The sequence below is a fragment of the Roseibium sp. genome, assembly GCF_965216085.1.
In the GTDB taxonomy this organism is placed as follows: Bacteria; Pseudomonadota; Alphaproteobacteria; order Rhizobiales; family Stappiaceae; genus Roseibium.
The window spans coordinates 5,620,714-5,640,000 of the sequence record NZ_OZ244138.1; the positions used below are offsets into that span (position 1 = coordinate 5,620,714).

At 56.3% G+C, this 19,287-nt stretch carries 15 protein-coding genes, 1 tRNA gene and 3 rRNA genes (1 of these 19 only partly in view); 11 read left to right on the forward strand and 8 right to left on the reverse strand.

What is annotated here, in order from left to right:
* Nucleotides 1–125: 125 nt before the first annotated feature.
* Genes ACOOFE_RS26180 through ACOOFE_RS26195 form a run of 4 tightly spaced genes read right to left on the reverse strand, consistent with a single transcriptional unit; the run spans nt 126 to nt 3,547 of the window.
* Entirely contained in the window at nt 126–1,271 is a 1,146-nt protein-coding gene (locus tag ACOOFE_RS26180; RefSeq protein ID WP_420412741.1) for a CaiB/BaiF CoA transferase family protein, read from the reverse strand.
* Between the two features lie 29 nt (nt 1,272–1,300).
* Nucleotides 1,301–1,747 (reverse strand): MarR family winged helix-turn-helix transcriptional regulator, encoded by a 447-nt coding sequence (locus tag ACOOFE_RS26185; protein ID WP_209010901.1) that lies wholly within the window; start codon nt 1,745–1,747, stop codon nt 1,301–1,303.
* 13 nt (nt 1,748–1,760) lie between these two features.
* Complete coding sequence (locus ACOOFE_RS26190; RefSeq protein WP_420412742.1) at nt 1,761–2,627, reverse strand: MaoC/PaaZ C-terminal domain-containing protein; 867 nt, start codon at nt 2,625–2,627, stop codon at nt 1,761–1,763.
* On the reverse strand, nt 2,627–3,547 hold the full coding sequence (locus tag ACOOFE_RS26195; RefSeq protein WP_420412743.1) for an SDR family NAD(P)-dependent oxidoreductase: 921 nt from the start codon (nt 3,545–3,547) through the stop codon (nt 2,627–2,629). The genes ACOOFE_RS26190 and ACOOFE_RS26195 overlap by 1 nt, the downstream gene beginning before the upstream one ends.
* 225 nt (nt 3,548–3,772) lie before the next feature.
* On the opposite strand from ACOOFE_RS26195, the gene ACOOFE_RS26200 reads away from it, so the two are divergent.
* The 11 genes from ACOOFE_RS26200 to ACOOFE_RS26250 all read left to right on the forward strand — a co-directional run bounded on the left by ACOOFE_RS26200 (nt 3,773) and on the right by ACOOFE_RS26250 (nt 16,537).
* The gene (locus ACOOFE_RS26200; protein WP_141184145.1) at nt 3,773–4,186 is read left to right on the forward strand and encodes a PaaI family thioesterase; all 414 of its coding nucleotides are present in this window, start codon (nt 3,773–3,775) and stop codon (nt 4,184–4,186) included.
* Between the two features lie 30 nt (nt 4,187–4,216).
* Entirely contained in the window at nt 4,217–5,704 is a 1,488-nt protein-coding gene (locus ACOOFE_RS26205; protein ID WP_420412744.1) for a hydroxymethylglutaryl-CoA synthase family protein, read from the forward strand.
* 14 nt (nt 5,705–5,718) lie between these two features.
* The gene (locus tag ACOOFE_RS26210; RefSeq protein ID WP_420412745.1) at nt 5,719–6,924 is read left to right on the forward strand and encodes an acetyl-CoA acetyltransferase; all 1,206 of its coding nucleotides are present in this window, start codon (nt 5,719–5,721) and stop codon (nt 6,922–6,924) included.
* A 107-nt stretch (nt 6,925–7,031) separates the two neighbouring features.
* Nucleotides 7,032–7,811, forward strand: a complete 780-nt coding sequence (locus ACOOFE_RS26215) for an enoyl-CoA hydratase-related protein (protein WP_420412746.1) — start codon at nt 7,032–7,034, stop codon at nt 7,809–7,811.
* 22 nt (nt 7,812–7,833) lie between these two features.
* Complete coding sequence (locus tag ACOOFE_RS26220) at nt 7,834–9,357, forward strand: AMP-binding protein (RefSeq protein WP_420412747.1); 1,524 nt, start codon at nt 7,834–7,836, stop codon at nt 9,355–9,357.
* Between the two features lie 14 nt (nt 9,358–9,371).
* Nucleotides 9,372–11,516, forward strand: coding sequence for an acetate--CoA ligase family protein (locus ACOOFE_RS26225; RefSeq protein WP_420412748.1), 2,145 nt, complete (start codon nt 9,372–9,374; stop codon nt 11,514–11,516).
* A gap of 1 nt (nt 11,517) precedes the next feature.
* On the forward strand, nt 11,518–12,720 hold the full coding sequence (locus tag ACOOFE_RS26230; RefSeq protein ID WP_420412749.1) for a CaiB/BaiF CoA transferase family protein: 1,203 nt from the start codon (nt 11,518–11,520) through the stop codon (nt 12,718–12,720).
* 171 nt (nt 12,721–12,891) lie between these two features.
* The gene (locus ACOOFE_RS26235) at nt 12,892–13,338 is read left to right on the forward strand and encodes a MarR family winged helix-turn-helix transcriptional regulator (protein ID WP_420412750.1); all 447 of its coding nucleotides are present in this window, start codon (nt 12,892–12,894) and stop codon (nt 13,336–13,338) included.
* 328 nt (nt 13,339–13,666) lie between these two features.
* Nucleotides 13,667–14,131, forward strand: coding sequence for a MaoC family dehydratase (locus ACOOFE_RS26240; RefSeq protein WP_420412751.1), 465 nt, complete (start codon nt 13,667–13,669; stop codon nt 14,129–14,131).
* A gap of 62 nt (nt 14,132–14,193) precedes the next feature.
* A complete protein-coding gene (locus tag ACOOFE_RS26245; RefSeq protein WP_420412752.1) occupies nt 14,194–15,387 on the forward strand; it encodes an acyl-CoA dehydrogenase family protein in 1,194 nt (397 codons plus the stop codon).
* Nucleotides 15,388–15,400: 13 nt separating this feature from the next.
* Nucleotides 15,401–16,537, forward strand: coding sequence for an acyl-CoA dehydrogenase family protein (locus ACOOFE_RS26250; RefSeq protein ID WP_420412753.1), 1,137 nt, complete (start codon nt 15,401–15,403; stop codon nt 16,535–16,537).
* Nucleotides 16,538–17,211: 674 nt separating this feature from the next.
* Here the strand turns inward: ACOOFE_RS26250 and rrf (ACOOFE_RS26255) are convergent.
* From rrf (ACOOFE_RS26255) to ACOOFE_RS26270, 4 genes are all read right to left on the reverse strand, one after another.
* Nucleotides 17,212–17,323: ribosomal RNA gene (rrf, locus tag ACOOFE_RS26255) — 5S ribosomal RNA — on the reverse strand.
* Nucleotides 17,324–17,617: 294 nt separating this feature from the next.
* Nucleotides 17,618–17,694: transfer RNA gene (locus ACOOFE_RS26260), tRNA-Met, on the reverse strand.
* A gap of 54 nt (nt 17,695–17,748) precedes the next feature.
* Nucleotides 17,749–17,863: ribosomal RNA gene (gene rrf / locus ACOOFE_RS26265) — 5S ribosomal RNA — on the reverse strand.
* Between the two features lie 179 nt (nt 17,864–18,042).
* A 23S ribosomal RNA gene (locus tag ACOOFE_RS26270) occupies nt 18,043–19,287 on the reverse strand; it runs 1,481 nt beyond the window's last position.

Below are 19,287 nucleotides of genomic sequence, written 5' to 3' on the forward strand. Positions count from 1 at the left end.
TTCTCCTTCGGCAGCACAATTATTATTCATTATATTTATTATATGCATGCGAATAATATGCATATATTGCTTCTTGGCGCAAGCACTCCTGTTTCCCACGCATGAATCAATTTTTTCTGCAGATTTTAGAGCGCGTTGCTCTTTTCCAGCACCCTCAGATCGGTTTCGTCCAGTCCCCAATCCCGCAAAGCGGTTCCATTGTGTTCACCGATCACCGGAGGTTGGGAAGGCAGCTCAACCTTTGAGTTTTCAAACCGCGGAGCCGGAGCAGGCTGAAGCACGCCATCGCGCTCAACAAATATCTCCCGCGCCGCATTGTGATGATGTCTTGGGGCTTCTTCGAGATCCAGGATCGGCGCAAAACAGATGTCTGTTCCTTCAAACAAACGGCACCAGTACTCCCTAGGTTTCGCTCCAATGATCGCTTCGAAACCACGCCTGATGTCCGGCCAGCGATTTTGGTCATGCCGGTCACCGACTTGGGCAGGATCCAACTCCAAAAGCTCCAGAAAGAGGGCCCAGAATTTTTCTTCAATGGGGGCAATCGACACCCATTTGCCATCTGAACACCTATAGACACCGTAATAGGGCGCGGCTCCATCCAAGCGGTTGCTAGCGCGCTGGTTTTGCCACCGATTGCAAGCAAGCCACATATAGACAGGCGCCATCAGGGCCGCAGTGCCATCACAAATCGCAGCATCGACCACATCGCCCTTGCCCGTCTTTTGTGCTTGTAAAAGAGCGCAGACAATCCCAAAGGCCAGAAACATACCGCCGCCGCCATAATCGCCGAGCAGATTCATCGGCGGAACCGGATCCCGGCCCTTTTCGCCAAACGACCAGAGCGCACCGGAGAGCGAAATATAATTCATGTCGTGACCGGCAGCACTCGACAACGGTCCAGTCTGGCCCCAGCCGGTCATGCGCCCATAGACAAGCGCCGGATTGCGGGAAAGGCAAACATCTGGACCAAGACCAAGGCGCTCCATAACGCCTGGGCGGAATCCTTCAACCAAGGCATCCGCCCGTTCGATCAGCTTGAGAGCCGTTTGGATCGCGTCGGGATCCTTGAGATCCAAGGTGATGGATTTGCGGCCACGCGCGACGCTGTTCTTTCGCTGATCTTCAATGCCTTCTATGTTCTGGGCGCCGGTTGGCTCCCTGTCGATCCGCAGAATTTCCGCACCCATGTCGGCGAGCATCATGCACCCGAATGGGCCGGGCCCTATTCCAGCAAATTCAACTATCTTCAGCCCCTGAAGCGGCCCCATTCCAAATCCTCCCGTGATGATCCAACCGCTTAGCTGGCATCCTTATTGAGCGTTTCCAGCAGGTTCCTGCGAACCTCCTGCAAGTTGGACAGCAAAACGTGAATGCTGGTGTCCGGCAAGCCCCGGAAAGAAGCACCGTCAACTTCAGCACTGCATTCGTCCATGATTTTTTCAAGCGGCCGGGCGGACTCTGTCAAACACACCCGCTTTGCCCGCCGGTCGACCGGATCGGAACGCCGCTCGACTAGGCCGCGCACCTCCAGCCGGTCCACGAGGCCGCCCACCGTCACAGTGCCAACGTCCATCCGCCGGGCGAGGTCCGATTGGGTCAGTTCATCTTCAATTAGCAGATGAAGCAGGACGCGCGCTTGCGACATGGTCAGGCCGTGTGGCGCAATCAACCGATCGAACAACTGCCCCCGGAACCGGGCGATGTCCTGAAAGATTGACTTGCAGGCCGTCAGTGTATCGTCCATCGCGCTGCCTCCTTTAGGCCGCTCCCAATTCGACGCATCCATTGTCCAAAACCACCGTATCGCGCTCCACCACCTTGGAGCGGAACGAGATCGCATCCCCGTCCCGCCACATTTCGGTGCGGATTGTTTCTCCCGGATATACCGGGCTTGAGAACCGGAGTTTCAATGACTTGAACCGGTTGACGTCGTAACCGCAAAAACTGCGCAAGACCGCATGTCCGGCGACCCCTAAAGTGCAAAGACCATGGAGGATCGGCGCTTTGAACCCCGCCGCAGACGCCACTTTCGGGTCGGCATGCAGCGGATTGGGGTCGCCGGACAGGCGGTAAAGCAACGCTGCATGCGGCCTTGTGGGGAGATCGCAGACAGCGCAGGGGGCACGCTCGGGAATGGTGTGAGGCTGCGGCTGAGGGCCCGAGGCCCCGCCGAAACCGCCATCCCCGCGCGCAAAGGTGGTCGATGACAAGGTGGCGAGTTTGTCGCCAGTTTCCTTGTCAGTGAGGTCCCGTTCAGAATAGATTAGAGCGCCTTTGTCGGCACCTTTGTCCAGGATCCGCGTAATTCTGGTGCGTGCGGTCACTGTTGCACTCGGCGGCAAGGGTTTGTGCCAGCGAATAGCCTGCTCACCATGAAGGATCTTGCGCCAGTTGATGCCTGTTTCGGGTTTGCGCAACCAGAAACCTGGTCCGGCCAAGACAACTGCCATGGTCGGGACCGTGGTGAAATCCGTCTCCTCGAAGACAAACGGCAACTGCCCCTCATCCACCGGATCATGACCATACCCGACGCCCAGCGCATAAATGATCGAATCTTTGACTGAGTACGTTTGCTCAACCTCTTCAAACGGCCAATCGATGAGTTTGTCGTAGTCGATTGCCATCAGACCGGGTCCCAACAGAACACATCGGCGGACCGCTCAAGCGGCACCAGCGAACTGGAGAAAGCCGGGAAGGCATGATCGAGAATGGTTTCCGGTGTCCAACCTTCCGGTTTTGCCATTGCCCGGATCGGACGCGGCTGGCTCATCAGCATGACTTCTCCGCCGCGCGATACAAACACCTGGCCGGTGACGTTTTGCGCCGCATCCGAAGCAAGCGCCGCCACAAGTGGGGCCACTTTGGCCGGCGTCATGCTTTTTAAGCGCTCAACACGGATCCGCTCTTCTTCCGATTTAATCGGAATGGTGCCGATCAGGCGGCTCCAGGCGAACGGACCAATGGCATTGGACGTCACATTGTAGCGGGCCATATCAAGCGCGATGGAGCGGGACAGACCAACCATGCCAAGCTTGGCCGCCGCGTAGTTCGCCTGGCCAAAATTCCCGATCAATCCAGACGTCGACGTCATGTGGATCATACGACCAGATTGCTGTTCGCGGAACAAAGTGGCCGCGGCCCGGCTAACATTATAAGCTCCCTTCAGATGTACCGCGATCACCTGATCCCACTCATCTTCGGTCATCTTATGGAAGATGGCGTCGCGAACGATGCCGGCATTGTTGACCACGATGTCGAGTTTACCGAAGCTCTCGACAGCCTGATCAACCATACCTTGTGCGGCTTTGGAGTCCGTGACGCTGTCAAAATTGGCGACGGCTTCTCCCCCAGCTGCCTTGATCTCATTAACAACTTCAGTTGCCGGCAGCGCGTCTTCACCTTCACCGCCGCCTGTCCCGCCGAGGTCATTGACGACAACACGCGCACCTTTTTGTGCCATTAACAGCGCAATTTCACGGCCAACACCCCGTCCAGCGCCGGTTACGATCGCGACTTTTCCTTCGAGCAAAGTATTGTCGGACATTCACATCCCCTGAGTTTTTGGGCGGATTCGGCCGCAAGCTTGACCGCGCCATATGATTTGTATCGCATATTAATAATACGCTTGCGAATTATATTCAAGCCATATAATATTCATGTCAACCAGCCAGGACAGGCGCGCAGGCAATGCCTCAAATCCGCAAGCCCCTCGACGAGCAAGGACCGCGGACAAAAGCCCGGCCGCTGAACAGATTATTTGGGAGACACCATGACGCTTGCCGAGCCATCGGACGCCATAGGGGAATTCAACAAGCATGTTGGTTTTGAGCTGACCGAATGGCAGCGCAACCATGCCTGTGTCGAAGTTAAGATTGAAGACTACCACACCAATGTCATGGGCATCACGCATGGCGGAGTTCTGGTCAGCGCGCTTGATTTTGCCTGCGGCATGGCAGGTTGCTACCGGCCGCCACCAGAGCCGCGCTTCTACTGCATGACTTTAACGCTCAACACAAATTTCATTGCGCCGATGCGCAAAGGCCTGCTCAGGGCCCATGGCCGCAAGATCGGCGGTGGCCGGTCGGTGTTTTTCGCTGAAGGAGAGATTGTCCTGCCGGACGGCACCTTGATCGCAACTGCATCAGGGGCATTCAAGCTGTTTGACCGCAAACCGAAGACATAGGCGCCGAATGGGCGCGGGAGGAGAGACATCATGGATTTGGGAATTCTGGCTTTTGGCGGTTATCTGCCGCAAAGCCGGTTGCAACGCACCGAAATTGCCAAGATGCATGGCTGGTACAATCCCGGCCTAAAAGGATTGGCCAAGGGCGAACGCGCTATTGCCAATTGGGATGAGGACGCAATCACCATGGCGGTAGAAGCGGCGCGGGATTGCCTGAAAGGCCAGGACCGGTCTTCAATCTCCGCCGTCTTTATGGCGTCCACCAGCTTTCCCTTTGAGGACAGGCAAAATGCCGGCGTGGTTGCCGAGGCGCTGAACCTCAAAAGCCAACTGATGACCTTGGATCTCGCGGCCTCCCAGCGGGCAGGCAGCTCCGGATTGTCCGTTGCTTTGCAGGCGGCAAACGGGTCTGGCGCTCCGATCCTGTTTACGGCATCCGAACAGCGCCAGACAAAAGCCGCTAGCCCGCAAGAAATGACTTACGGCGACGGCGCTGCTGCCGTCCTAGTCGGTAAAGGCAATGTGGTCGCCCGCTTTGTCGGATCCCATACCGAAGCGGCTGACTTTGTCGATCACTTCCGCGGCTCCGGCCATGACTATGACTACGCCTGGGAAGAACGCTGGCTGCGCGACGAAGGTTATTTGAAAATCGTGCCAGAAGCCATCAACGCCGTCTTGGAAAAGACGGGTGTTGCAGCCGGTGACATCAATACCTTCTGCTTTCCTGCGGCCATGAAACGAGTGGCCGGCATGCTCGCCAAAAAAACCGGACTGAATGAAACCGCCGTCGCAGATAACTTGCAGGCCACTTGCGGTGAAACCGGAGCGGCTCATCCGGTGGTCATGCTGGTTCATGCTCTGGAAACAGCGAAGCCGGGCGACAAAATCCTTGTAACCGGTTTTGGTCAGGGCTGTGATGCGCTGATTTTTGAAACCACCGATGCCATCAAAACCTTGGCACCGCGCACAGCGATTTCCGGCCATCTGGCCCGCCGCCGGGCCGACAGCAACTATGCTCGCTTTCTCACCGTCAATGGCCTCGTCACCATGGAAGAGGGCATCCGGGCCGAGGTCGACAAACAGACAGGCCTCTCCACTCACTACCGCAACCGTGACATGGCTCAGCGGATGATTGGCGGATGCTGCAAGGAATGCGGGACGCTGCAATTCCCCAAAAGCAATGTCTGCGTCAATCCGAATTGCGGCGCCATCGGCACGCAGGAAGATCATGCCTTTGCCGACAAGAAGGCCCGCCTCAATTCCTTCACGTCGGACCGGCTGACCTATTCGCCAGACCCGCCCGCGCATTACGGCATGATCCAGTTTGAAGACGGCGGCCGGTTGATGGCCGACTTCACCGACATCGATCCGGACCAGGATCTGCAAGTCGGCATGGCAATGAAACTGATGTTCCGGGTGAAGGATCACGACAAAAACCGGGGCTTCCGCCGCTACTTCTGGAAAGCAACGCCGGACAACGACTACCAGGGCACTGCGCCCGCCGAAGCGGCAGAATAAGGAGGAGACGGACAATGGCATCTGGAATTAGAGACAAGGTCGCGATTCTCGGAATGGGCTGCTCGCGCTTTGGCGAACGCTGGAGCGACAATGCCGAAGATCTGATGATCGAAGCTTTTACCGAGGCACTCGGCGATGCTGGTATCGAGAAAAACCAAATCGATGCGGCCTGGCTCGGCACAGCCATCGAAGAACAGCATGTCGGAAAATCCGCCGTGCCGCTATCGATGGCGCTGCGCCTGCCGAACATTCCGGTTACGCGGGTTGAAAACTACTGCGCCTCCGGGTCGGAGGCCTTCCGCGGGGCCGTTTATGCGGTTGCAGCCGGGGCGGCTGACATCGCGCTGGCGCTCGGTGTCGAGAAATTGAAAGACACGGGCTACGGCGGTCTGCCCCAGCGCAACCGGGGATCGGTCAACGATCTGTTCTGGGCCAATGTCTCGGCACCTGGTTCTTTCGCTCAGCTGGCGTCTGCCTATCAGGCCAAACACGGTATTGATGCGGGTGATCTAAAGCGGGCCATGGCGCATATTTCCGTCAAAAGCCATGACAATGGTTCACGCAATCCCAAAGCACATCTGCGCAACCGGATCGATGAAGACAAGGTGCTGACTGCCCCGATCATCGCCGAACCGCTTGGATTGTTTGATTGCTGCGGTGTGTCTGACGGGTCCGCCTGTGCCATTGTCACCACACCGGAGATCGCCAAATCCCTTGGCAAACACGATCTGATCACCGTGAAAGCCTTGCAACTCGCCGCCTCCAATGGATTGGAAGCCCAGCACAATTCCTGGGACGGCAGCCATTTTGTCACCACACGCAAATGCGCCGAACGGGCCTACAAAGAAGCCGGTATTAGCAATCCACGCGATCAGATCAGCCTGTTTGAAGTGCATGATTGTTTTTCAATCACCGAGCTGGTGACCATGGAGGATCTGTTCATTTCTCCCGAAGGCGGGGCGGTCAAAGACATCATGGACGGCTTTTATGACGCCGACGGCAAGGTGCCTTGCCAGATCGACGGCGGCCTCAAATGTTTTGGCCATCCGATCGGCGCCTCAGGCCTCAGGATGATCTACGAAATGTATCTTCAGCTGCAGGGCCGCGCCGGTGACCGCCAGCGCAAGGAAGAGCCGGTGTTTGGCATGACACACAATCTGGGCGGTTTCCCGCACCAGAACGTCTGCTCTCTGGCGATCGTCGGAAAGATGGGGGCGTAAAGCTGCCACTTTCTGACCGGGCCCGGTGAGCGATACCTAGCCGGGCCCAATCAATCCGCGGCGCGGAAAGAGGAACCGCCCGCACCATCGCATCCTGGGGAGGAGCAATGAGCGATCTACTTGTGACACGGGACGGCGGCCTGCTGACCCTGACGTTAAACCGGCCGGACCGGCTCAACGCGTTGTCGACCGAAATGCGTGAAGCCATGCTGGTCGAACTATCCGCTGAGCTGCATGCACCCAGCGTGCGCGCTGTTTTAATCACAGGATCCGGCCGCGGGTTTTGCAGTGGCGCCGATCTGGAGCTGGACACCATTCTGGCGCGCCGCGAGCACATCGAAACGCAAATCCTGGGCGGTATCAACCGGGTCGTCCAAGCGTTTCGCGATCTTCCGATTCCCGTCGTTGCCGCTGTCAACGGCCCTGCCGCTGGTGCCGGGTTTTCCATGGTTCTGGCCTCCGACATCGTTATTGCCGCAAAGTCCGCAAAGTTCCACCTCTCGTTTGCCCGGATCGGAGCGGTTCTGGACGGCGGCGCCTCATCGCTCCTAACCCACCGGATTGGCGCGTCCCGCACAACAGCGCTTGCAATGCTCGGCGGCTCTATGGATGCCGAAACGGCGAAGGACTGGGGTCTGGTTCACGAAGTGACAGACGACGAAGCGCTTTTGGACACCGCGACAGCCCTTGCCAAGCGCCTTGCTGCTGGTCCGACGGTGGCCCTTGGGCTCATCAAACGGGAAATCGCGGCGGCGCAATCGGCCTCACTCGATGACACTTTACGCCTGGAAGCTGCGTGCCAAAGCAAAGCCTTCAATACCAAGGACTTTGAAGAAGGCGTGCGGGCTTTTGGAGAAAACCGCAAACCCAATTTTTTGGGCCGCTAAGACGAGAAAAGACCAAACATTCATGCCCAATACTTTGATCTGCGGTCCAAGAAACATGGCCCATACAGAAGCGCATACAACAGCTCGCAAAGCAGCCAATGGTTTTTTGAAAGCCGGTGTAACCGAGGGCGGCACAGTCGCCACCATGATGCGCAACGACTTTCCAGTTGTCGTCATGGATCTGGCAGCAGCCATGGTCAAGGCTGCTGCCGTTCCAATCAACTGGAGATTTACCGCCGAGGAAGCCGCTTACATCCTTGCCGACTGCAAGGCCAAGGTGTTTGTGCTGCACTCAGATCTCTGGAACCGCATTGGCGCAGACTTGCCGGAAAATCTCATTGACGACTTGGAGATCGTTATTGTTCCGACCCCGGCCGATATTGCTGAAACCTACGGCTTACCGGCTGAGGACTGTGCGCTGCCCGAAGATTTTCCGACCTGGGATTCCTGGCTTTCTGATTTTCCGCTTTGGGATGGGCCAAATGCCCATGGCCAAGCTGCGATGATCTATACCTCTGGAACCACCGGCCATCCCAAGGGCGTGCGGCGGCTGACCAACCCGACCCTGGTCAGCACGGGCTACAACAAGATCTTTAATAAGGATTGCAAGACCTTGATGGTCGCCCCGATGTATCATTCCGCCCCCAACCGTTTTGCTATGCTGACGGTGGATGTGGGCGGCGATTTGATTTTGGTGCCCCGGTTCGACCCGGAAACAATCCTGCAGATCATCGAGACAGAAAAAATCACGACTGCATTCATGGTGCCAACCATGTTCATCCGCTTGCTGAAACTCCCAGATACGGTGCGCCGGCAATACGACATTTCCTCCCTGCGACACATCGTGGCCGCCGGTGCACCGTTCCCCCCTGACATCAAGGAAGCCATGATCAAGTGGTGGGGTCCGGTGATTTATGAATACTACGGCGGGACGGAAACCGGAGCTGTCACACTGTGTTCTAGCGAGGAAGCCCTCGCTCGGCCGGGAACAGTCGGCCGCGCTGTGGAGGACGCGACCGTCAAAATCTTCAATGAAGACGGAACCGAATGCCCGCCGAATGTTCCGGGAGAAATCTATTGCCGCCTGCACTCGTTTCCGGATTTCGTCTATGAAGGCCGCCCGGAAGACCGCAAAGCCGTCGAGCGTGATGGGCTCTTCACCGTTGGCGACATCGGGTACCTGGATGAGGAAGGATACCTCTTCATTTCCGACCGAAAGCGCGACATGATCATCTCCGGGGGCGTTAATATCTATCCGGCCGAGATCGAGGCGGCGATGTTCAATCACGAGCAAGTACACGATTGCGCCGTCTTTGGCATCCCGGATCCCGACCTCGGCGAGGCAATTGCCGTTGCCATACAGCCCGAACCCGATGCAACCATTGATACCGGCCAGCTGCAAAGCTTCCTGAAAGGCCGGATTGCCAACTACATGATCCCGCGCAAGATCTTGATCAAAGACAGCCTGCCGCGCGACGACAACGGAAAAATCTTCAAACGCAAGCTGCGCGATGCCTTTTGGGCCGATGCAGGCCGGCAGATCTAAGCGAGGAGCGGTTTATGGCCGATATTCTAACCCCAACGACACACCACTCGCTGGATGCCCTTTTGAGACCCAAATCCGTTGCCATTATTGGCGCCTCGGATGATCCCAACAGGATCGGCGGCCGTCCGGTCCAAAGCACGCTTGCCGGCGGGTTTAAAGGCCAGATCTATCCGGTCAATCCAAAGCGCTCAACTGTCCAGGGCCTGGCGGCCTATCCCAGCATCACGGATGTTCCCGAACCCGTAGACTGTGCCATCATCGCTGTGCCCGCGCCGCTCGTCGCAGACACCGTTGCCGATTGTGCTGCCCGAGGCACCAAGACCACCATCGTCTTCAGTTCCGGATTTGCCGAACTGGGGGAAGACGGTGCCGCAATGCAGGACCGGATTGCCGCGACTGCTAAAGACGCGGGCATGCGCCTGATCGGACCCAATTGCATTGGCGCTTTCAGCGTCAGCGCCGGCTGGTTCGGCACGTTTTCCAGCGTCCAGGCCAGCCTCCGGCTGGCTCCAGGCAAAACAGCCATCATCAGCCAAAGCGGCGCTTATGGCGCGCATATGTTCTACATGGCGCAACGGCGCGGCGTTGCTACGGACATGTGGGTGACCACCGGAAACGAAGCCGATATTGATGTCGCCGAGGTGATCGCCTATTACGCAAAACACCCGGATGTCTCCACCATCATGGCCTACACAGAAGGCGCGAAGGACAAGGACCGGATCTGTGAGGCGCTCGACCTTGCGCGGGCAGCCCGAAAGCCCGTGATCATGATCAAGGTGGGCGATACTGACGTCGGTGCAGCAGCTGCTGCCACCCACACAGCCAGCCTTGCCGGAGACGATGCCATCTATGACGCGCTGTTTGAGCAATATGGCGTCTACCGGGCGCAAAGCTGCCAGGAGATGGTTGATGTCGCTTATGCCTGCCAGACGGGCATTTTCCCGAAAGGCCGGAAAATGGCCATCCAGACCGTTTCCGGCGGTGTTGGCATCCAAATGGCCGATGAATCGGTCAAAAACGGTTTGGATGTGCCCGCCATGCCAGAGGACTTGCAGAAAAAGCTCCTTGGCCTGATCCCCTATGCCGGGGTGCGCAATCCCATCGACATCACCGGGCAGGTGCTCAACCAGCCGGAAGTGATTGGCCAAGGGATTGATTTATCGATCCGCGAAAGCGGCTGCGATGCCTTTGCCACCTATCTTGCCAGCGCGCCACAGTCCCCGGGCTTGAAGGATTTTGTCCTGAAGACGTTTAAGGATCTCAGAGACAAACATCCCGACACCCCAATGGCGCTCAGCATGATCGCCACACCGGAGATCATCGAAACCTATGAGGCGCTGAACATCGGGTGTTATGAGGATCCCGTGATGGCGATCCGGGCTGTGGCAGCGCTCGCCAAGTTCCACGAAACCTTTGAGCGCGGCCGGCCGCAATCCGCCCCTGCTTTGCCAAAAACCGCTGCGCCGGTCCCGGACAACGATGTCTCTGAAGCTGGTGCGAAAGCCATTCTAGCGAGCGCCGGCATCCCGGTGACCCGGGACATTCTGGTGGCCAGCGCCGAAGAAGCTGTCACCGCCTGGCATAAGATTGGCGGGCCTGTGGTCCTGAAAATCGCGTCGCCAGATATTCTTCACAAGACCGAAATCGGCGGGGTCCTGGTTGGCCTGAACACCGAAGCAGCCATCAGCGAAGGCTTCGATGACATCTTAACACGTGCACGTGCAGCGCATCCGGACGCCAATATCGAGGGAATTCTGGTCTGCGAAATGGTCAGCGGCGGTATTGAGACCGTTTTGGGCGTGACCCGCGATCCGGTGCTTGGTCCGGCTGTGATGTTCGGCCTTGGCGGAATTTTTGTTGAGGTGATGAAGGATGTCACCTTCCGCCTTGCCCCGTTCGGGATCGATGAAGCCCACCGCATGATCGACGGTATCAAAGGACGGGCGATGCTGGATGGAGTCCGTGGAGCGCCCCCTGCCGATCTAGATGCGCTTGCTGAAGCTCTGTCGAGGCTGTCTGTTTTTGCAGCTGCAAATTCCGATCGGCTGGAATCGATTGACATCAATCCATTTGTTGTTCTGCCAAAGGGAGCCGTTGCACTCGATGCTGTGATCGTCCCGCGCTCCCCGGAACCTCAAACCGCCAAGACGGCAGGGTAACATGCGGGCATTTCAAGGACTGCGGGTGGTTGATTTCACCCGCGCCCTCTCTGGGCCGATGTCGACCCAGATGCTGGCCCTTCTCGATGCCGATGTGATCAAGGTCGAGCCACCCGGCGACGGTGACCAGCTGCGCGGGGTTCTGGCAAGTCCGGAAATGGCCGAAAAACGCTTGTCTCCAGCATTCCTGACCGGCAACTTGAGAAAGCGCAGCCTTGCACTCGATCTGAAGTCTCCGCTTGGGCGCAACGTTGCCGCCAAGCTCGTTGCTGGTGCAGATGTTATCGTCGAAAACTTTGTGCCGGGTACGGCGCAAAAGCTCGGCATCGACTATGAAACCGTGCGCAAGAAAAATCCGAACGTTGTCTATTGCTCGATCAGCGGCTACGGACAAACTGGGCCACGTGCCTCCGAAAAAGCTTATGATTCCGCCATTCAGGCGGATTCCGGCATGATGTCGCTGACCGGGCACCCGGAAAGCGGGCCGACACGAATCGGGTTCATGCTGGTTGACGTCGCAACCGGTATATCCGCAGCCTTTGCCATTGCCGCAGCTCTCTACCGGCGGGCGTTAACCGGCGAAGGCCAATACCTCGATGTTGCCATGTATGACACGGCATTGCAGCTGATGTGCTGCCAGGGCGCGGATTATTTGGTGCGGGGTCACCTGCCGCCTCTCATGGGCAATGAATCGCCCATGGCCCAACCGACAGCCGGCACCTTTGAAACGTCTGACGGTGTGATTCTGCTGGCAACGCTCACCGCCAGCCATCAGGAAAACACCTTTAAAGCGGTCGGCCTGGAAGATCTGCTGGAAGATCCCCGCTTCAAGGACGAACAGACACGTCACAGACATCTGGATGAAGGGCGGGAGTTATTGAAACCGGTCTTTCTCACCCGCAGCACAGAGGACTGGCTTCTCATTTTGAAAACACATGGTGTCCCGGTTCAGGCGGTGCGCGATTTGGGCCAGGCTTTGTCAGATCCACAACTCAGCCATCGCAGTCTTTTGATTGATTCCGGTCCTCTTGACGGCGTGTCAGATAAGACCCCCCTCTTAGGTGCACCTTTCATGGCCAATGAGGATGGGCCCCATAATGATGGCGCCCCGCCAGCAAAGGTAGGCCAGCACAGCCGTGAAATCTTGGAAGAAATGGGTATCTCCGCTAAGGACATCGATGATCTTCTCAGCGCAATCGCCTGACAAGGAGCCTCGACCAACTGATTATTGTTCACATATACATAATTTGCTATGGATCGCCCGCTCAATTCGCTCTGGTGGCATTGCCAGAACCAGAGCGGGGTACGCACGCGCTCGGCGTGCTTATTTTGTGCGATAAATACCGCTTTTTGGCAGACATAAAATTGGACTCCTATGCACGACCTGGACCGCAAGCTCGGAACCCTGTTCAGCGACATCGCCCGTTTTCGGAGAATTTTATTCGATCAGCTGGCAACCGAATATGACCTGACCCATGTCCAGGTTTTTGTACTCAATCATCTGCATAAAGAAGACGGTCTGACCCAGACTGAACTGTCGACCCGCATGGATATCGGAACAGTCACAGTTAGTGGCCTGGTCGACCGTCTTGAAGCCAAAGGCTATGTGGAACGGCGTCCAGATGCAAAAGATCGCCGCGCCAAACAGGTGTGGCTGACCCCAAAGATGCAAGAAGTCTGGAAAAAAATTGGCGACAGTATGCGCCATATGAATTCAGTCACCTTTGAGGGCGTCAACGAGGCCGAAGTAGAACAACTGATCTCAGTTTTGAGAAAGGCCCGCCGGAACTTGCAAGACCGATTAAACGGGACGGCGTCCTAAGACCTTTCACTTTTAGGTTTTGTAGTTTCTAGTCACGGAAGCCGCCTCTCCTCTGGCTGTGTAATTGGGCGGTGCCGATTTCCGTTTTCTTTGTTTGTGGTGGTTTGAGGCTTGTGCATGGGACGCACTGCCCAATGAAATGCCGCACCAGAATTCAAGCGCATAATTCATTGACGCAGCTTTATCGGGGCGTTGTCAAAACCCTTGCCTGATATTTTGTTCGCACTATAATAATAAATATGCTTACTATTATTTCCGTGCCGGATTGAGCTGTCAGGCCATCCATATGGCACCGGATTTCAAATAAACAATCAAGGTATCAACACCCATGACAGATACACCGCGGCTCGTCGGACAAGGGTTCACCTGGCAAGACTTTTCCGTCGGCGACCGCCTTCAGACTTTGGCCCGGACCATTACCGAAACCGACATTATTGCTTTTGTTGGTGTGACGGGCATGACCGAGGTCCTGTTTACTGATCAGACGTTTGGTCAAGGCGTTGCTGCACGCGGCCGCGTGGCGCCTGCAGCCCTCACATACACTCTGATTGAGGGCATCCAATGCCAAACGCTGATCCAGGCAACGGGGTTGGCCTTGCTTGAAGTCGACAAGAAAGTCCTGGGACCGGTGGCCGCCGGCGACACCGTCCACGCAATCGTTGAGGTACTCAACGTTCGGCCGACCAGCAAGGGGAACCGCGCTGTTGTTACAACACGCAATGACATCATCAATCAAAACGGAGAAATCGTGATCACTTATACCGCCAAACGGCTTTTAGCCGGGCGGGAGTGATGGCCGGCGCTTGAGGAGCGCCAAATGACAAGCGCCGATGCGCGGATAAAAGGGAGTGAGGCATGGACATCAACTATACGCCGGAAGACGAGATCTTCCGCGCAGACGTGCAGGAGTTTCTGGCAGCTGAATTGCCCAAAGACCTCAGCGATAAGGTCAAGGCTGGCCAAAAACTGGACGGCGAGGATTTCATGCGCTGGCAGCGCATTCTTGGCAAAAAGGGCTGGCTGGCACCACGTTGGCCCCAAGAACATGGCGGCTGCGGCTGGACGGCCATGCAAGTCAATATCTACGACGAAGAAGCCTATGTCGCCGGGGCACCGCGTGTGCTTCCATTCGGTGTCAATATGGTTGGCCCGGTGATTATCGAATTCGGAAACGAAGCTCAAAAAGCCCAGCACTTGCCCGGTATTGTCAGAGGCGAAGTTGCTTGGTGTCAGGGATTTTCCGAACCCGGGTCCGGGTCAGACTTGGCATCGCTAAAAACGTCTGCGGTTCGGGACGGAGATCACTATGTGGTCAACGGCCAAAAGATCTGGACGTCCTACGCCCATTTTTCAGACTGGATGTTCTGTCTGGTTCGAACAGATCCGAAGGCGCCCAAAAAGCAGCAGGGCATTTCCTTCTTACTTGTCGACATGAAAACGCCCGGAATTACCGTTCGTCCGATCATCACCTTCGATGGCATGCACTCGGTCAATGAAGTGTTCTTGGAAAATGTCCGGGTCCCGGCGGAAAACCTTGTTGGCGAAGAAAACAAGGGCTGGGATTACGCCAAATTCCTGCTTGGCAACGAGCGCACCGGCATCGCCGGTGTCGGCGGCTGCAAAGCGGAATTCCAGAAGCTTCTGGAAGTAGCGCGGTCAGAAAAGAAAAACGGCAAACCGTTGATCGAAGACCCGCTGTTCGCGGCCAAAATCGCCCGACTGGAAATCGATCTAAGGGCCCTTGAGCTCACCAACATGCGCATGCTCAGCGGCAGCGGGACCGGTTTGAACGGAGCCTTCCCTTCAGTTCTGAAAGTCAAGGGAACCGAAGTCCAGCAACGCATCGCAGAACTTCAGATGGACGCGGTTGGTGCTCATGCCCTGCCCTGGCAGCAAGCCGCGATGGACCCGGCCTGGAACGGCGACACGGTCGGCCCCGACTATGCCATTCCGCGGATGCCCGCTTACATCGACCGGCGCAAGGCGACGATCTATGGCGGCACCACCGAAATCCAAAAAACCATTATTTCCAAGGCGCTCTTGGGCTAACGGAGCAGACGATATGAATTTCAATTATAGCGAAGAACAGTCTCTGATTTCGGACAGCTTGAGCAAGCTTTTGAGCGACAATTGTGGCCAAGAGGCCCGAAAGAGCCTGCTTTCCGACGACAAGGACCATGACCCTGCAGTCTGGACCGCGCTCAGCGATATGGGCCTGCTCGGATTGCCTATCCCCGAGGCTTATAACGGCATTGGCGGCAGCGCCGTCGACACCATGGTCGCCGCGGTTGAATTTGGGCGGCATTTGGCTTTCGAACCTTTTTTGGCAAGTGTTGTCCTGGGCGGCAGTGCGATCCAATTGGCCGGAACGGCAGAACAAAAACAGGCCTTGCTGCCGGGCATCGCGGATGGATCAAAAAAGCTGGCCGTGGCGCTTTTGGAACCAGAGGGCCGGTTCGACGTTAGCCATGTGGCGGCCCGGGCAATCAAGGACGGCACTAGCTATCGGCTCTCCGGGCAAAAATCCGCCGTCATCGGAGCACCGTCAGCCGATCTTTTGATCGTATCTGCCCGAACCAATGGAGATGCCCCAACCGGCCCGGATGGGATCAGTCTGTTTCTCGTCAGGCCTGATGCTGACGGCGTCGCCTTAAAAACCTATCGTTTGGCTGATGGCCGCACCGGTGCCGATGTCGTCTTGAAAGATGTTCCGGTCAACTCTTCTGATCTTCTCGGGCCAGAAAATCACGCTCTCGAAAACATCGAACATATTGCAGACCTCGGAACATCCGCGTTTTGCGCCGAAGCTCTTGGAGCACTGGAAAAGATAATTGGCCTGACAACTGAGTATTTGAAAGTCCGGACACAATTCGGCCGGCCGATCGGCGAATTTCAAGCCCTGCAACATCAACTGGCCGAAATGATGATCGACTTTGAACACGCCCGGTCATTGGTTTATGAGGCCGCAATGACTGCCGACAGTTCGGATGCACACGTCCGGAAGAAAGCGATCTCGGCTGCCAAAGTGTTTTTGGGTGAACGGGGCCGCGTCATCTGCCAGAACGCCATCCAAATGCACGGCGGTATCGGCATGACTGAAGACTATGAACTCGGCGACTACGTTAAGAGGACAATGGTCACTGAATTGGCCTTTGGTGATGTTGACCATCATCTGGCGCGGTACGCCGGGCAATTGTAGAAGAGCGTAACCCGGACACCTGTTACAAAGCGTTTCGCTGTACTCCCTATCGGCTACGGCGCGCCTTGCCATTAGTCGTGAACCGCTCAGTGGGCCTTTGCGGCGGGAGTTGCGAAATCCAGGTCTAGTAGCCCACGTCAGAATTCGGCGAAAGCCGCCCTTGTTGGCAAGCCTTTGGGTGTATTTGTTATCGTGATTAGGATTTGAACTTGCGCGCTTCAGTTTATGAGGCTGACGAGCTACCGGGCTGCTGCATTGCGGGTTATTTGTTTATATCTGAGGGAGCCGAAGTTTCCTCGTGGGATAAGTTTATAGCCCGGCTTTTTTACCTTGCAGGTCCTGGGATCTCGCGATCCTACGGGCGATGCGGGGCTGTTGCATCGCGGGTTATTAGTTTGCGCAATCGCCCTTCGGGCTGCTTGAGCGCGTGCTGTTTCCTTCAAGGGTTCGGCACAATAATTCAGGAGACCGATGTGCTGCGCTATTTTGGGACGTTAGGTTCCGGAGCGCAGCGAAGGCAAGGGCAAGTGGCCGCCACCCGGTCAGAGCGCCTTTGCGGAGGTTAGGGCCTTTAGGCCCGCTCAACCGTGAACGCTATATAGTTTCGCATGCTCAAGTAGCCCGAAGGGCGGTAGCACACTTTGAATGAAGAGGTATTTATCTGCGCTTTGCAGTCCTGGCAGCAACTTACTCTCCCACACCTTAAGATGCAGTACCATTAGCGCTGGGGAGTTTCACGGCCGAGTTCGGGATGGGACGGGGTGGCTCCCCGCTAGAGCCACCAGGCCGGCGAAGGGCAATTTGGTTGTGAAGTTATATGTCTCTCACGGCTGGTCGGCTGCTTTGTAGCCTAGCCTGCGCGGTCGCGTTGCATCGGCAGCGGCGGCCGGAATGCACTTGGCGGTCTTGCCAAACCTGCGGTTTGGAACTCTCTTCCCTTGAGGGACATACCTGGTCTTAGTTGAGATTTTGAGGATTAGTTTTTCCAAGCTTTGCAGGGACCAAGAGTTCCTGATCTGGGCTGTTTCAAGCGGCAAATAGCCCCGCTTTTATGCGCGGTTTTGTTTATTTTGGGGGATTTGGTTGCGGGAGTAGGATTTGAACCTACGACCTTCAGGTTATGAGCCTGACGAGCTACCGGACTGCTCCATCCCGCGTCATAGGTATTTTGTCTTGTTTCAATTGAAGAGGTATTTATCTGCGCTTTGCAGGCCTGGCAGCGACCTACTCTCCCACACCTTAAGATGCAGTACCATTAGCGCTGGGGAGTTTCACGGCCGAGTTCGGGATGGGATCGGGTGGGGGCTCCCCGCTAGAGCCACCAGGCCGGCGAAGGGCAGATAAATTGTAAAACTGGTCTTTTTTGTTTTTTTAGATGATTTCAAACGCACTCAAGTAGGCCGAAGGCCGGTAGTGCACTTAAAATGATCTGGAATAGTCCGGATAGGTCGAACCGAAGGTTCGACATTATGCGGACCAATTCAAGATGAACATTGACTAATGAGAGGATCAAGCCGAACGAGCTATTAGTAAAGCTAAGCTTCATGCATTGCTGCACTTCCACACGCTTCCTATCGACGTGGTGGTCTTCCACGGCTCTTCAGGGAGAACTGGTTTTGAGGTGGGTTTCCCGCTTAGATGCTTTCAGCGGTTATCCCTTCCGTACATAGCTACCCTGCAATGCGGCTGGCGCCACAACAGGTCCACCAGAGGTACGTCCATCCCGGTCCTCTCGTACTAGGGACAGATCCTCTCAATTCTCCTACACCCACGGCAGATAGGGACCGAACTGTCTCGCGACGTTCTGAACCCAACTCACGTACCACTTTAATTGGCGAACAGCCAAACCCTTGGGACCTGCTCCAGCCCCAGGATGTGATGAGTCGACATCGAGGTGCCAAACAATGCCGTCGATATGGACTCTTGGGCATCATCAGCCTGTTATCCCCGGCGTACCTTTTATCCGTTGAGCGATGGCCCTTCCACGAGGGACCACCGGATCACTATGGCCGACTTTCGTCTCTGCTCGACTTGTCAGTCTCGCAGTCAGGCAGGCTTATGCCATTGCACTCAACGAGCGATTTCCGACCGCTCTGAGCCCACCTTCGCGCGCCTCCGTTACCATTTGGGAGGCGACCGCCCCAGTCAAACTACCCGCCACACACGGTCCCGGACGTTGTTGCGCCGCGGTTAGATATCCATAAGGACAAGGGTGGTATTTCAAGGGTGACTCCACATCTGCTGGCGCAAATGCTTCAACGTCTACCACCTATCCTACACATGTCATTACGAATACCAGTGTGAAGCTGTAGTAAAGGTGCACGGGGTCTTTCCGTCTGACCGCAGGAACCCCGCATCTTCACGGGGAATTCAATTTCACTGAGTCTATGCTGGAGACAGCGGGGAAGTCGTTACGCCATTCGTGCAGGTCGGAACTTACCCGACAAGGAATTTCGCTACCTTAGGACCGTTATAGTTACGGCCGCCGTTTACTGGGGCTTCAATTCGGTGCTTGCACACCTCCTCTTAACCTTCCAGCACCGGGCAGGCGTCAGACCCTATACGTCGTCTTGCGACTTCGCAGAGCCCTGTGTTTTTGATAAACAGTCGCCACCCCCTGGTCTGTGCCACCCCTAACCGGTTGCCCGATCAGAGGTCTCCCTTCTCGCGAACTTACGGGAGCATTTTGCCGAGTTCCTTCAGCATAGTTCTCTCAAGCGCCTTGGTATTCTCTACCAGTCCACCTGTGT

Bases quoted from the DNA above. Each gene is read 5' to 3' on its own strand.
- ACOOFE_RS26185 (WP_209010901.1), bottom strand. From the start codon at position 1,747: ATGGACGATACACTGACGGCCTGCAAGTCAATCTTTCAGGACATCGCC.
- ACOOFE_RS26180 (WP_420412741.1), bottom strand. From the start codon at position 1,271: ATGGGGCCGCTTCAGGGGCTGAAGATAGTTGAATTTGCTGGAATAGGG.
- ACOOFE_RS26250 (WP_420412753.1), top strand. From the start codon at position 15,401: ATGAATTTCAATTATAGCGAAGAACAGTCTCTGATTTCGGACAGCTTG.
- ACOOFE_RS26225 (WP_420412748.1), top strand. From the start codon at position 9,372: ATGGCCGATATTCTAACCCCAACGACACACCACTCGCTGGATGCCCTT.
- ACOOFE_RS26220 (WP_420412747.1), top strand. From the start codon at position 7,834: ATGCCCAATACTTTGATCTGCGGTCCAAGAAACATGGCCCATACAGAA.
- ACOOFE_RS26245 (WP_420412752.1), top strand. From the start codon at position 14,194: ATGGACATCAACTATACGCCGGAAGACGAGATCTTCCGCGCAGACGTG.
- ACOOFE_RS26205 (WP_420412744.1), top strand. From the start codon at position 4,217: ATGGATTTGGGAATTCTGGCTTTTGGCGGTTATCTGCCGCAAAGCCGG.
- ACOOFE_RS26190 (WP_420412742.1), bottom strand. From the start codon at position 2,627: ATGGCAATCGACTACGACAAACTCATCGATTGGCCGTTTGAAGAGGTT.
- ACOOFE_RS26195 (WP_420412743.1), bottom strand. From the start codon at position 3,547: ATGTCCGACAATACTTTGCTCGAAGGAAAAGTCGCGATCGTAACCGGC.
- ACOOFE_RS26230 (WP_420412749.1), top strand. From the start codon at position 11,518: ATGCGGGCATTTCAAGGACTGCGGGTGGTTGATTTCACCCGCGCCCTC.
- ACOOFE_RS26235 (WP_420412750.1), top strand. From the start codon at position 12,892: ATGCACGACCTGGACCGCAAGCTCGGAACCCTGTTCAGCGACATCGCC.
- ACOOFE_RS26240 (WP_420412751.1), top strand. From the start codon at position 13,667: ATGACAGATACACCGCGGCTCGTCGGACAAGGGTTCACCTGGCAAGAC.
- ACOOFE_RS26210 (WP_420412745.1), top strand. From the start codon at position 5,719: ATGGCATCTGGAATTAGAGACAAGGTCGCGATTCTCGGAATGGGCTGC.
- ACOOFE_RS26215 (WP_420412746.1), top strand. From the start codon at position 7,032: ATGAGCGATCTACTTGTGACACGGGACGGCGGCCTGCTGACCCTGACG.
- ACOOFE_RS26200 (WP_141184145.1), top strand. From the start codon at position 3,773: ATGACGCTTGCCGAGCCATCGGACGCCATAGGGGAATTCAACAAGCAT.